At 34.2% G+C, this 363-nt stretch carries 1 protein-coding gene; it reads right to left on the bottom strand.

Features of this window, described 5'->3' with window-relative positions; genetic code table 11:
• The coding region (locus CWB66_RS21885; RefSeq protein ID WP_171037573.1) for a glycoside hydrolase family 97 N-terminal domain-containing protein at positions 1 to 215 on the bottom strand (215 nt) is incomplete at its 3' end.
• Positions 216 to 363 lie beyond the last annotated feature (148 nt).

The raw sequence follows: 363 nt of genomic DNA, 5'->3' as shown, positions 1-363 counted from the left end.
ACAATGCGGTCATCAAATGGTGCTTGGCTTTTAAACCTAAAACCTAAGCGTGACTGCTCAATAACAGGCTTACCATTAAAGCTAATAGAGTAATGAGGGGATGATGATTGATCAGAAATGGTAATTTTAATTTTTTGATCAGGTGATTTCAGCGTGGCTTCTTTTGCAAAAGCACTGCTTGCAAGTAAAGCCACTTGTAGTAAAGTTAATCTCATTGTGTGTCCTTGATGTCAAACCGTAGGTTATGAGCATAAAGTGATGAACACACTATTACGAGATAGCTGCATACGTATTCAATTAATTAGCTAAAAAAGAGTGTGTTAATTAATCTGCAAAACTTTATGTAATTATTTCTATAATAAA

The sequence above is a fragment of the Pseudoalteromonas sp. S558 genome (assembly GCF_005886635.1).
Taxonomy (GTDB): domain Bacteria; phylum Pseudomonadota; class Gammaproteobacteria; order Enterobacterales; family Alteromonadaceae; genus Pseudoalteromonas; species Pseudoalteromonas aliena.
Note: the sequence above shows the minus strand (reverse complement) of the source record. Positions and strands in the feature narration are given on the sequence as shown.